Origin of the sequence: Pseudomonas sp. 13B_2.1_Bac1 (genome assembly GCF_025466155.1) — a bacterium.
In the GTDB taxonomy this organism is placed as follows: Bacteria; Pseudomonadota; Gammaproteobacteria; order Pseudomonadales; family Pseudomonadaceae; genus Aquipseudomonas; species Aquipseudomonas aylmerensis.
On record NZ_JANLOH010000046.1, the window covers coordinates 98,049 to 109,906 of the forward strand.

Sequence of the window (11,858 nt, forward strand, 5' to 3'; positions counted from 1 at the left end):
TGGCCGATACTCCTTTTATTATTGATGAGTATCAGCGTCCTCTGCGGGATAAAACTCGCCCTCCTTCCCGATTTTTTCCAGCCGTTCGCGCACAATTACCTCAACGCTGGCCACGGCGGCTTGATCGTCAGGGTTGACCAACTGCACGCACAGGCGTCGGACATTCTGATCGTGGGTGCCCTCGCTCATCATCTCGTGGGTAAAGACCTGTTCGCCACGCCATAGGCATAACTGGGTATGCGTCCCGACGAGCCATATTTCGTTGATTGATCTAAGGTCGGTGGTAGCTAGTTGATCGACGGTGATTGTCTTATCCATTGCGCTGTACCTTAACCATGAGTAGATACAGGTAGACTTACAGGCATAGCGGGTCGTTCCACGCGCTGGCAGTCCAACCGGGCTAATGGTGGTTGAGTACGTTCCGCCAGAATGATTGACGATTGGAGGCGGACAGTACGAGCTGACAAGGGCAATCACGTGACTGATCCAGCTTTTTGACATCCAAATGGTTGTGCCTGAATCAACCTTGATCTCCCCTCCTCGGGCCGTTGCTGCCGGCTGTACAGATGGCGGGCAGGCTATGGAACGGCCGACAGCTGTCGGCCAATTGCTGCCGGTCGCGAAAGAGCGTATCGGCCAACAACACTCATCTCTGTCCTCCTGACAACGTGGCACGGGAAGCAGCGCGCCCTCACTGCTGTCAGGTCTCCTGCGGATCATTAAATTAACTATTTAGGAACTACCACGGTTGCCGGCCATGGCTTCCAAAGAAGCCACCAGTAGGACCGTCGCATTCGAGCAATGCCATCTTGATCGCGATAGCCGCACCTTCTTCAGGGGTTAGCACACCCGAGTTGCCATTAAGGTCAGTCCTTACATGACCAGGTTCGACCGTGTTCACCTTGATGCCCAACGGCGCCAGCTCCTTGGCAAAGGAGACGGTGACTGCATTGAGCGCGACTTTCGACGAGGTGTAGTCAAGCAGATTGACGGTCGAATAGAGCGAGGTCGGGTCGGTGATCAAGGTTAGCGAGCCTACGCCGCTGCCCATCATGACAACCCGTGCCTGATCGGCGGCCCTGAGCAAAGGCAAAAACGCTTGGGTGACACGCACAGGGCCAAACAGATTTACCTCATAAACAGCCTTCATGTCCTGCATGCGCACTTGGCTGGGCGCCCGCGTCATGTCGACTGCAATGCCCGCATTGTTGACCAGCACATCAAGCGCTTCAATGTGCGCAGCCAGAGTCGTGGCAGCGTCTTGCACGCTGGCGTCGTCTGCAACATCCAATTCAAGAAAGCCGGCGTCGAGCCCTGCTTTATGCAGCTCAGCAACGGCGTGCTCGCCACGTGCAACGTCGCGTGCGCCGATCCAGACAAAAAAACCGGCCTCGGCAAGACCTTTGGCAATCGCGAGCCCAATGCCTTTGTTGGCACCGGTGATCAGCGCCTGTCGATTGTTATTCAAATTTGAATTCCTCGGGAGTAAAAACGCCTTGGCGAGACAGGCATTTATGCGAAATGAGCGAGAAGCCAAGCCGCCCCCCACCATTCAGGAACGGCGCGGGACGTGCTTTTCCCATAAGGCGCTCTAAGCAACTAGATGGCGCTGCGCGCCTTGCACGTGGTGCTGAAGGTCACCGGCGAAGCGCAACGTCACCTCGCGACGACTGAATCGCCATTCGTCATCGTGCAATTCAAATTCGTCGAGGTACTTGCCGGTGCAGATAGGCTGCAAGGGAAACCCATCAAGCTGTTGATGCACGGTGTAATAGCTGGCCGAACTCGCCTTGTCGCCCGAGGGCGCGACATCAATCAGCACGTTGGTGATCGAGTGCCAGGTACGTGGCGTGCCGTCTTCATGCTTTTGCAGGCCGGCTTCGAAGAACGCCAGCAAGCCCTCCCGAGTGGACGCTTCGGTGCCAAGAACATGAAGCACGGCATGCTGAAGCACGTCTGCCACACCGGTAAAATCGCCACTGTCCAGACGATGAATATAGATAGCGTGAAGGCGGTGGATGGCGCTCTCGGCGGCGAGACGTGCAAGCAGTTGTGGGGTATCACTCATGTTTTTCTCCAGGGATTAAGGGCGAGCCGGGGTGACAGCGATGGGGTCACACCTGAGAGGCGCCGCCGTCGGCGAATAGCTCCACGCCATTGATGTAGCTCGCGGCATCACTGGCCAGAAAGGCCACGGCCTTACCGATTTCGTGGGCCTGGCCGATACGGCCGATGGTGCTTTTTTCACTCAATGCCTTGATGACTTCATCGGCCTGCTCGGCCAGCATCTTGCGCAACGAATCGGTGTCGACGGGGCCCGGACTGACCATATTGATCCGCACCCCACTGCCGCGAATGTCGAGCACCCAGCTTCTTACCAGCGCTCGCAGTGCGGCCTTGGTCGCGCCATAGACGCTCAGGCCTGGGCCCGGATCGATAGAGGCCGTTGATCCAATAATGACGATGCTGCTGCCTTTTCCCATAAGGGCGAGCGCCCCCTGAACGGTGAAGGTCACGCCTTTCACATTGGTGTTGAACACCCGGTCGAAATACGCTTCGGTGATGCTGCCCAGAGGCTCTACTTCGCCCATACCGGCGTTTGCCACGAGTACGTCAATGCGGCCGTGGCGCGACTTGATCTTGCCGAACAACACCGCCAAATCTGCCGCGATTGAAACATCCGCCACGATTGCGGTGGCACGATCACCCAGGATGGCCACGGCATCATTGAGCTGCGCCTCCCGGCGACCGGTGATGACTACATGAGCCCCCTGCTCCACCAGCTCCTGGGCAATGGCTAGCCCAAGGCCCGACGACCCACCGGTGACCAGAACGACTTTGTCTCGAAATTGCATTGCGATGTCCTCTACAGGCGAATTGGAAGATTGAATTTATATAGCGGACACTACATACGCACGATCAACCACGCAACACATTTAGTAATCGCTACATAAATTGAGCGATCCGCATCGGACAATTGATGTTGAATTTAGTGATCGCTACACTGGACGCTTATCCACGAGGTCACCATGAACGAGAAAACTCGCCAACGTCGCCCGGCCTTCGACAGAGAAGCGGGAGTCGCCATCGCTCAGGCCATGTTCCATGAACACGGTTTCGACGCGGTGAGCCTTACCGACTTGGTCGACGCCATGGATATCAAGCCGCCAAGCTTCTACGCGGCATACGGCAGCAAAGCCGAGTTGTTTGAGCGGGCGATGCAGCTCTACGCCAGCGAAAACGCCCTCCCGCTGGACAAGATCCTCGCGCCGGAGCACCCGCCCGGCGAGGCGCTTTGCGCGCTGTTGGTCGCCGCTGCAAAGCAATATGGAAAAGACACCACATTGCGTGGCTGCATGATTACCGAGGGCCTGCGTGCCGATGACGAAGTGGCCCGCACGATGGCTGAAACCCTGGCTAACGGCGGCCTTAAGGTCATACGGGCGTACCTGGACAACGTGCAGCCGGGTAACGCGCAAACCCTCGCGGATTACATTACGGTTACGTTGCGCGGGCTTTCAGCCTCCGCGTGCAATGGCATGTCGCGCAAACGACTGATCGACGTGGCGCAGATCGCAGGCAGGTTCATCAGCCATGAACTGTCAGGCCCGCAGGATTGAGCGCTATTCGCGTAAGAATGATCAGCGGCCCATCTACCGGTCAGTCACCCATGTACCAGGAATGCTTTGAGCAAAGCCGACGCCAAACACCTGTGCCGGCGTTGCAAAGCCCTGCCTGACTTCACCTCCCAATACCCTGCGCGCTGCCTCTACTGCGGCCAGAGGCGTATAGGAATAACCGTTCACCGTCCCGATCACCGAGCGCGCCACGGTTCCGTCAGCGCCGGTCACTTCAGCGACCGCGCGAGCGGGTTGCGCCAGTCGCTGCTCGGCGCTAGGTCCATCAGGGAGTTGTGCCAGATCACCGGTGGGAAACGCATCACCGGTGACGTGAACGTACATTGCGATATTGGGGATGGAAGTCGAGTGCCAAGCCGTGATCAGGTCACCAAAGGACAGCGGTGCGCAGAGAACCGGGCCGTCACCAAAGTCGAACAACTGTGGCTGGGCGTCGGGCGTGGCAACCAATTGCCCATCGATCCGCGCCATCAAGCCTGCGCCGACGATTTCGCTGGCGCTGATTGCCGAACCTCTCGACATGGACCCCGCCACCTGAAGTGCAACACGCAGTGATTGAGGGCTACGCACACGCTCCGCTACGTGCATGGCCAGACAGTCGGTTGGCACCACGTCCCAGCCAACACCGGGCAGCAGCATCACTCCCGCTTTGGCAGCCTGCACGCTGAGCCGCTCAGCCAACCGGTAAACGTTGATTTCGGCGGTAATGTCCAGGTAGCTGACGCCGGCCTCAATGCAGGCGTGCATCAAGGGTTGCGCGGTGAGTGCAAACGGTCCCGCGCAGTTCAGGAGTACATCCACACCTTCCAAGGCCCTAGACAGCGGCTCATCGAGCGAAAGTACCCTGTAGGGCACGCCCAGGCGCTCGGCCAGTTTTCGCAGCTTGGCGGCATCGCGACCGGCAATTTCGACGTTCAGACCTGCGGCCTTGGCTTGTTCTGCAACCATGGCGCCGGTGTAACCCGCAGCGCCGTATATCAATAGTTTTTTCATGCGCTGTGCTGCCATTTTTTGTAGACGAATTCGAGGCTATAGCCGTCCGGGTCCAACACATTGGCGGCGTAGTACTCGGGGTCGTAGTGCAAACGGGCGCCAGGCGGACCGTTGTCTGTGCCGCCGGCCTGAATAGCGGCGGCATAGGCGGCATTTACCTGCGCGCGGCTATTGGCGACAAAGCCGATATGCGCCGCGCGCCCTTCAACAACGCCTTCGCGCAGCCAGAAAAATACGCGCCCGTGAGCCCCAAACCCCTTGAGGTCGGGATGGCCGGGCGGGCCATCCTTGCCGTCGTAGTCAAGACGGCTGGTGATGCCCAGCGGTGGCAGCGCGGCGCTGTAGAACGCGATGGAGCGCTCCAGGTCTGCGACAGAAATAAAGACATGGTCGAGCATGGTGTTTTCCTCGCTTAAAGGGTGAGTGTGGAGGGTTCTAGATCATGTAACCGCCAGCAACCTCAATGGTCTGGGCATTGATCCAGGCACTCTCCGCAGACAGCAAAGTGGCGATCACACGGCCCACATCTTCTGGCTCGCCTACCCGGCCCAACGCGGTTTGCCTGGCGAGCAACGCTTCGAACTCATCGTTCAGGCCGCCACCCAACTCGGTACGAATGGCCCCTGGCGAGACGGCGTTGGCGCGAATACGGCGCTCGCCAAACTCCTTGGCCATGTAACGGGTCAGCACTTCCAGCCCGCCTTTCAACGCGGCGTACGGCGCAACGCCCGCCGTGGTCACACGGGTCGTGGCGCTAGTGAGGTTGACGATGCTGGCGCCATCGGCCAGCAACGGCAGCAGTGTCTGCGTCAGAAAAAACGGACCCTTGAGGTGGACCTTAAACAACCCATCGAATTGCGCTTCGCTGACCGTCGCGATTGGATTGAACAGCCCGTAGCCGGCGTTATTGACGACACCGTCGAGGTGCGCCACATCCCATACCTGCTGCAAGACCTGCTTAACTGTTTCAGCAAAAGCGCCAAAGCTGCTCACGTCGGCCACATCCAGTTTCAGCGCAACGGCTTTGCCACCACCTGCCTGAATCTGCTCGACCACTGCCTGCGCCGCTTCCGGGTTGTTGTTATAGGTCAGGACTACGCCCATACCTCGTTCGGCGCAGAGGGTGGCTGTACTAGCGCCAATGCCACGGCTGCCCCCGGTGATCAGAATGACGCTCATGGTGTGCTCCGGTGTGGGTTAGATGAGATGCCACAGTAGCTATCACCGTGCGCAGCCACGCAGCCATTCCTACTTGAAACCTGCCTGTTTCTGCTTTTTGCTTGCGCGGCGTACCCGCTCTGGCGTCAGATGCTCAGCATGAATAATCAACTGAACGAACTCCGGGCGCTGGCCGCCCATGCCGAGAACCGGCGTACTGAAACCGGCATTCCCCGTGTCGCCATGGTGCAAGGCGAGGTACCGGAACATCTGTTGGCCGCTGTGTACGACCCGATGATCAACCTGATTTTGCAGGGCAGTAAGTCGATGACTGTTGGCGACCGCACCTTGCGCTACGACCCGGCGACCTACTTTGTAATGTCCATCGAGTTGCCGGCCGTGGGCAAGGTGCACCCCGCCGCCACGGGCGAGCCGTACCTGGCCGTGAGCCTGACGTTGGACCCGACGATTCTCACCACGCTGTTGGCGGATCTGCCAAAACCTGCCGAGCGGGTTGCACAGGAAAACGGCTTTTCCGTAGCCGCTGTCACGCCCGAACTGATGGACGCGTGGGTGCGTATGTTACGACTGATGGAGCGTCCGCAAGACATCACCGCTCTGGCGCCGGCGTATGAGCGAGAAATTCTCTACCGCGTCTTGCAGGGGCCTCAAGGCTGGATGCTGCGTGAAATCGCAGCCCCGGACACCGCCATGGCCCGAGTAAGCCTGGCCATCCAGTGGATTCGTCGCGACTTCGCCGAGCCCATTCGTGTCGACGACTTGGCTGAGAAAGCAGCGATGAGTGTGTCGGCGTTCCACCGCCATTTCAAAGCAGTGACCAACTTGAGCCCATTGCAGTATCAGAAACGCGTTCGGCTGCTCCAGGCCCGCATGCTGTTGGTGTCCAGCGCCAAGAGCGTCACCACGGCGGCCTATGAAGTGGGCTATGAAAGCCCCACCCAGTTCAGCCGCGACTACGCCCGTGTTTTTGGATTGCCGCCGGCGCGGGATGCCGCGCGAATTTTGGCGGACACACGGGCTTAAGCCGTTTAGCTGTTCTGACCACCATCTACATTCAAGGTGGCGCCGGTGATATATCCAGCGTCAGGCCCCACCAAGAACGCCACGGCGCCCGCCACTTCTTCTGGCTGGCCGTAGCGACCCAATGCCGTCATCTGTTTAACCATGGCAGCCACATCACTTGTTTCTGGGTTCATCTGGGTGTTGATCGGGCCCGGCTGCACGGTATTGACGGTGATATGACGCCCGCCTAAATCGCGCGCCCAACCACGGCTATAAGCAGCGACCGCCGCCTTGCTCGCAGCGTAGTCAGCGATACCTGGGAAAGGCGCACGGCTGGCAAACATGGTGCCGATGGAAACAATTCGTCCACCGTCAGCCAACAGCGGCACCGCCGCACGAACAGCCGCGACAACGCCACCCACATTGATGGCCTGCTGGCGCTCCAGCTCGGCAATATCGGCCTGCGGATCGCCGATTACACCGGTGACAAACACTCCAGCGCTGTTCACCAGAATGTCCAGGCGACCGAAGTGCGCGTGTACCTGGTTGACCATCGCAGCGACGGCATTAGCGTCCGCCTGATCGGCAACCAGGGCCAACGCCTGCACACCCAGTGATTCGATGTGGTGCGCCACCGTACGGGCATGCTCCGCTGATGTGGCGTAGCTGAACGCCACATCAGCGCCTTCGGCGGCCAAACGTTTGGCTATAGCGGCACCAATGCCACGTGAGCCACCGGTAACCAATGCAACTTTACCTGCCAAGGACTTACTCATGATTTTCTACCTGTGTGGTGAGGGGCCAGTCGCGAATGACAAACCGTGCCGCCACACTAACCACCACCCAAGTGGGGATAAACTGATCTAATCGGTATGCGCTATCACTGCTTTGGTGATAAACGTCCTTCTTCAGATTCCTCAAAAGGTGCCCGCGTGGACTACTTTCTTGCCGTACAAGCGTTCAACCGCATTGTTGAAACCGGCAGCTTCGTCAAAGCAGCCACGCAAATGGATCTGCACCCCAATGCCGTGACCAAGCTGGTACAAGCGCTGGAAGCACACCTGCGGGTAAAGCTGCTTAACCGCACCACGCGGCGGGTCACGCTGACCAATGAGGGCGGCGTCTATTACGAACAGATGAGTCGGGTGCTTGATCGCTGGCTGGAGGTGGAGGCGGAAATTGCGCTCACCCAGTCGGCCCCGAAAGGCAAGGTCAGAATCGATATGGGCACCACCGTTGCCACCCTACTGGTGATACCGGCGCTGCCCGATTTTCACGCCCGCTATCCGCAGGTGCAGATTGATATTGGCGCGAGTGATCGCACAGCAGACCTGGCCAGCGAAAACATTGACTGCGTGATTCGCGGCGGCATCCTGCAAGACTCCTCGCTGATTGCGCGACGCCTGGGAAGCCTGCCGTTTGTTACCTGCGCAACGCCGGCTTACTTGGCTAAGCACGGTATGCCCAGCCACCCAGGTGAACTGGAAGATGGCCATGCGCTCGTACGTTACTTTTTCCCGGGCTCCGGAAGGCATAACAACCTTGAGTTCACCAAGGGCGATGAGCACATCGCCGTGCAAGGCCGTTACGTGGTGGCAGTCAACGACAGCAACGCCTACCTCGCCGCAGGCCTTGCCGGATTAGGGGTGATCCATACGTTACGGTTTATGGCGCAGCCTTATATCGATACCGGTACATTTGTGCCGGTGTTGCAAGAGTGGCAGGCCGAACCCAACCCGCTGTCGGTGGTGTACATGCCCAACCGACACTTGAGCGTTCGCGTGCGCGCATTTGTCGATTGGCTGGTGGACCATTTCGCTGCCCACCCACACGTGTTGCCCTAAGGGTCTACCTGGGGAAGCTCGCGACAATCCACAATGTGGCGCCCAACGTACCCGCCACTCCCACCCCCATAGCCATTTGAACGCCGAAGTGATCAACCACTACACCGCCGATCAGTGCGCCGAGCCCCATCGCCAACTGCCCGGCAGCAACGAATAGCGCTGCTACAACCTCAAGTCGATCAGGCGCGGCCTTGAATATCCAACTCTGGATGGCGATAGGCAGCATGCCAAAACCAACGCCCCAGGCGACGACCGCTGCTGCCGCCCACCCTGAACTCGCGCCACAGATAACCAGCGCCAACATGGCACCACCCAAGAATATCGATGTGGCCAGCACCGCTCTGCGTACATTGCGCTCGACAAACCAACCGCAAAAAAGGTTGCCGAAAACTCCCGCCACGCCATAGGCGAGTAGCAACGCACTCAGGCGGCCCGACTCGATACCGCTAATTTGCGTTAGAAACGGTGCGATATAGGTGTAGGCGGCGAACTGCCCGATAAAAATGAGCACAACCGCCGCGAGCCCTGCCCGAACGGTGTTCATCCTCATCACCACCGGTACTTGAGCGAAGCCCAGGGATTTTTCAGGTGAAATACGCGGCAGCAGCACCACTAACGCCACCACCACCAGCACAACCAGCGCCGCGAAGGCTGCAAACGCTAATCGCCATCCCAGTAGCCCGCCAAGGAATGTCCCTGCTGGTACGCCGGCTACGGTGCCCACTGTCACCCCGCAAAAGATGACGGACGTTGCCCGGGCAATGGCGTCGGGCCTCAGTCTGGGGCCCAGTGAAACCCCAATGGTCCAGAAACCGCCCACCGCGACGCCGAGAAGCATCCGAGCCACGAGAAGAACGCCAAGGCTATTGGCGCAGGCGACCAGTGCATTGGAAATGACCAACAGACTGAGCAACACCAACAATGCGTGCTGACGCTGAATACGCTTGCCCACGCTGATGGTTAACAGCGCCGCGCCGGCGGCCACGATGCCGGGTGCCGTAACCATAAGGCCGGCCTGCCCCTCACTGACCGCAAGGTCCTGTGCAATTTGCGGCAACAGCCCCACGGGTAAAAATTCTGCGGTCACTAGCGTGAAAGCGCCTACGCCGATGGCAACAACTGCGCTCCAGGAGGCCGGTGGGTATTGGGTGCTTGGAGTAGTTGATAACGCCAAAGGAGATGCTGCTTTTAAACTGTCCGTCATTGTCGAAACCTGAAGGCATACAGGCGCACGTTGCTGAACGCCTGTGGGTTATTCGGCAGACGTTAGTAGCCCACGCCGCGCACACCACCGGATGCCCGGATGGATTCACCTGTCACCCAGTGGGCATCTTCGGACGCTAAGAACACGGCAAGCGGCGCAATGTCCTCAGGCTCGCCAAAGCGACGCAACGGCGTCCCGGCGATAAGTTGCTCGCCAAAATCACCGGCGAAATTGCCGTCTGTGGCAGGTGTGTTGGTATGGCCTGGAAGGATGGAGTTAACCCGAATACCCCGTGGCCCCAACTCTCTAGCCAACGCGAAGGTCAACGTATCGACTGCGCCTTTGGTAGCCGAGTAAACGCTCGAAGCAAGGTAGGGGTCGGTGCTGAGGATTGAGCTGATATTGATGATGCTGCCGGATTTGCCCAGCAGTTTCACAGCCTCGCGCGCCGCCAGTAGATATCCCAGCACATTGAGGTTGAACTGCTTATGGAAGGCCTCTTCGGTGAGGTCTTCAATCATTTGAAACACGGCAACACCCGCGTTGTTCACCAGAATATCCAGCTTACCGAAGTCAGCTGCGACGGTTTCAAACAGGCGAGTCACGTCAGCGCCGTTGCCCATGTCCGCTTGTATGGCAACGGCATTCGCGCCTTGTGCTTGAATATGTGCGACCACCGAATCCGCGTCGTCTTTGCTGGATGAATAATTGACGATGACGGTTGCACCGGCTGCGCCGAGTGCTTTGGCAATCCCAGCACCGATGCCTTTGGAAGCGCCCGTTACTACGGCGATTTTTCCTTCAAGTTTCATAGGAGACCTTTCTAAAGTGGCAAGTGACGCAGCGTCCGTTATTGACCTCCGATCAGTCCCGAAGGCCTAACGCTGCTTGCCATCAGTATTGGGTCCGCGCCGCGTAAAGCCGTTGCCGGTTCCTCTCGCACTCTTGCCTATTCTTCTCATCTGCATTGCTTTATACATCGGTCTACGCCATCGTCGCTCACATGAACGACACCATGAATGAACTGCGCAGTATCGTGATGCGTGCTCAAAGCCAGTGGACGGGAACCGGGTTGCCACGTGTGGCGATGGTGAATGCCGAGGCTTGTGCCAGCCAGGTTTACCAGCCGATGCTGCACCTCGTACTGCAAGGCTCGAAAGCCTTGTCAATTGGCGACCAGGTGCTGAGTTACGGAGCGGCCACCTATTTTGTGGTGCCCATTGATGTACCGGCGACCGGGGAGATTTACCCTGGCGGGCCGGACAATCCCTACCTCGCCATCAGCTTGACCCTGGACCCCAGCATCATCGCTTCGCTGTTGGCGGATAGACCAAAAGCGGAAAGTCAGCCTCACCCCAGTTGCTTCGCGCCTGTTTTGGCGCCCATTGAAATGCTCGATGCCTGGTTGCGCATGCTGCGCCTGATTGACCATCCCGATGAGGCGCCGGTGCTTGCCCCGATGATCGAACGCGAGATTTTGTTTCGTGCGCTTCAAGGACCCTTTGGGGAGATGTTGCGCGAGATAGCTCGCCCGGATGGCCGACTTTCACAGATCCGCCGAGCCACCCAGTGGATACGCGAGCACTACACCGAGCCCTTTCGTGTAGAACCTTTAGCGGCCATGGCCGACATGAGCGTCGCGGCGTTCTATCGGCACTTCAAAGCCATTACGGCGATGACACCGATCCAATACCAAAAGCGCCTGCGCCTACTCAGAGCGCGATGGCTCCTGCTATTCGAAACACACAACGCGGCCGCCATCGCATTCACTGTCGGCTACGAAAGCGCCTCGCAATTTAGCCGGGAGTACGCACGCTTATTCGGGTTGCCGCCTGCCAGAGACGCCGCAAGGTTTAAAACGCCGGCGGATGCCAGCGACCCAGACAAGATGAATGTGACGGCATTAGGGGGTTAACGAAGCATTCGAAGGTTGTCAGTCCGAGTCGCCAGATGAAAAGCGCGGCCAAGTTCTGGCCGAGCGGACAGTCCGCTATTGGC

At 58.7% G+C, this 11,858-nt stretch carries 14 protein-coding genes; 4 read left to right on the forward strand and 10 right to left on the reverse strand.

Annotated features, from left to right (window positions below; genetic code table 11):
* Positions 1–18: 18 nt before the first annotated feature.
* The 4 genes from NTD80_RS10880 to NTD80_RS10895 all read right to left on the reverse strand — a co-directional run bounded on the left by NTD80_RS10880 (position 19) and on the right by NTD80_RS10895 (position 2,855).
* Entirely contained in the window at positions 19–318 is a 300-nt protein-coding gene (locus tag NTD80_RS10880; protein WP_262133533.1) for a hypothetical protein, read from the reverse strand.
* Positions 319–739: 421 nt separating this feature from the next.
* Positions 740–1,468, reverse strand: coding sequence for an SDR family oxidoreductase (locus tag NTD80_RS10885; protein WP_262133534.1), 729 nt, complete (start codon positions 1,466–1,468; stop codon positions 740–742).
* Positions 1,469–1,591: 123 nt separating this feature from the next.
* Positions 1,592–2,068, reverse strand: coding sequence for a nuclear transport factor 2 family protein (locus NTD80_RS10890; protein ID WP_262133535.1), 477 nt, complete (start codon positions 2,066–2,068; stop codon positions 1,592–1,594).
* A gap of 46 nt (positions 2,069–2,114) precedes the next feature.
* Entirely contained in the window at positions 2,115–2,855 is a 741-nt protein-coding gene (locus tag NTD80_RS10895) for an SDR family NAD(P)-dependent oxidoreductase (protein ID WP_262133537.1), read from the reverse strand.
* Positions 2,856–3,029: 174 nt separating this feature from the next.
* Here NTD80_RS10895 and NTD80_RS10900 point away from each other — a divergent pair, with 174 nt between their 5' ends.
* Positions 3,030–3,620, forward strand: a complete 591-nt coding sequence (locus tag NTD80_RS10900) for a TetR/AcrR family transcriptional regulator (RefSeq protein ID WP_262133538.1) — start codon at positions 3,030–3,032, stop codon at positions 3,618–3,620.
* Positions 3,621–3,653: 33 nt separating this feature from the next.
* Here the strand turns inward: NTD80_RS10900 and NTD80_RS10905 are convergent, their stop codons facing one another.
* Genes NTD80_RS10905 through NTD80_RS10915 form a run of 3 tightly spaced genes read right to left on the reverse strand, consistent with a single transcriptional unit; the run spans position 3,654 to position 5,810 of the window.
* A complete protein-coding gene (locus tag NTD80_RS10905; protein ID WP_262133539.1) occupies positions 3,654–4,631 on the reverse strand; it encodes a saccharopine dehydrogenase family protein in 978 nt (325 codons plus the stop codon).
* Positions 4,628–5,029 carry a VOC family protein gene (locus NTD80_RS10910; RefSeq protein WP_262133540.1) on the reverse strand — a complete coding sequence of 134 codons (402 nt, stop codon included), beginning with the start codon at positions 5,027–5,029 and terminating at the stop codon, positions 4,628–4,630. Before NTD80_RS10910 ends, NTD80_RS10905 begins: the two co-directional genes overlap by 4 nt.
* A gap of 37 nt (positions 5,030–5,066) precedes the next feature.
* Positions 5,067–5,810 (reverse strand): SDR family NAD(P)-dependent oxidoreductase, encoded by a 744-nt coding sequence (locus tag NTD80_RS10915; RefSeq protein ID WP_262133541.1) that lies wholly within the window; start codon positions 5,808–5,810, stop codon positions 5,067–5,069.
* A gap of 138 nt (positions 5,811–5,948) precedes the next feature.
* Here NTD80_RS10915 and NTD80_RS10920 point away from each other — a divergent pair, with 138 nt between their 5' ends.
* Positions 5,949–6,833, forward strand: a complete 885-nt coding sequence (locus NTD80_RS10920; RefSeq protein WP_262133543.1) for an AraC family transcriptional regulator — start codon at positions 5,949–5,951, stop codon at positions 6,831–6,833.
* A gap of 5 nt (positions 6,834–6,838) precedes the next feature.
* Here the strand turns inward: NTD80_RS10920 and NTD80_RS10925 are convergent, their stop codons facing one another.
* On the reverse strand, positions 6,839–7,588 hold the full coding sequence (locus NTD80_RS10925; protein ID WP_149415651.1) for an SDR family NAD(P)-dependent oxidoreductase: 750 nt from the start codon (positions 7,586–7,588) through the stop codon (positions 6,839–6,841).
* A gap of 156 nt (positions 7,589–7,744) precedes the next feature.
* On the opposite strand from NTD80_RS10925, the gene NTD80_RS10930 reads away from it, so the two are divergent.
* Entirely contained in the window at positions 7,745–8,656 is a 912-nt protein-coding gene (locus NTD80_RS10930; RefSeq protein WP_262133546.1) for a LysR family transcriptional regulator, read from the forward strand.
* Between the two features lie 4 nt (positions 8,657–8,660).
* Here the strand turns inward: NTD80_RS10930 and NTD80_RS10935 are convergent, their stop codons facing one another.
* Positions 8,661–9,860, reverse strand: a complete 1,200-nt coding sequence (locus NTD80_RS10935; RefSeq protein ID WP_262133547.1) for an MFS transporter — start codon at positions 9,858–9,860, stop codon at positions 8,661–8,663.
* A gap of 62 nt (positions 9,861–9,922) precedes the next feature.
* Positions 9,923–10,672, reverse strand: coding sequence for a glucose 1-dehydrogenase (locus NTD80_RS10940; protein ID WP_315415295.1), 750 nt, complete (start codon positions 10,670–10,672; stop codon positions 9,923–9,925).
* A 191-nt stretch (positions 10,673–10,863) separates the two neighbouring features.
* Here NTD80_RS10940 and NTD80_RS10945 point away from each other — a divergent pair, with 191 nt between their 5' ends.
* On the forward strand, positions 10,864–11,775 hold the full coding sequence (locus tag NTD80_RS10945; protein WP_262133548.1) for an AraC family transcriptional regulator: 912 nt from the start codon (positions 10,864–10,866) through the stop codon (positions 11,773–11,775).
* Positions 11,776–11,858: the final 83 nt, after the last annotated feature.